The following is a 231-nucleotide window of genomic DNA, read 5'->3' on the forward strand; positions in this document are numbered from 1 at the left end:
GTTAGATGAATTAGAAAATTTAAAAGGTTATATTTTTTTGAATTAAAAATAATCGATTATTTATTATTTTTAATTTCAACTATCTAACTGCAGTAGGAGGTTTGAAGATGATTATTTGGTTTAATGACCCGAAAGGAGAAAATCTGCAACTTACCGGAGGAAAAGGAGCAAGTTTGTCAAAAATGGCAAGAGCAGAGTTGCCGATCCCAGAAGGATTTGTTGTATCAACAC

The 231-nt window shown here is 31.6% G+C and carries 1 protein-coding gene (only partly in view); it reads left to right on the plus strand.

All coding sequences use genetic code 11. The features are described from left to right. Positions 1 to 107: 107 nt before the first annotated feature. Positions 108 to 231 carry the beginning of a PEP/pyruvate-binding domain-containing protein gene (locus tag V7147_RS23930; RefSeq protein ID WP_335370299.1) on the plus strand. It continues 776 nt past the right edge of the window, so only the first 124 of its 900 coding nucleotides appear in the window; its start codon is at positions 108 to 110; the stop codon falls past the right edge of the window.

The sequence above is a fragment of the Bacillus sp. JJ1521 genome (assembly GCF_036965165.1).
In the GTDB taxonomy this organism is placed as follows: domain Bacteria; phylum Bacillota; class Bacilli; order Bacillales; family Bacillaceae_L; genus Ferdinandcohnia.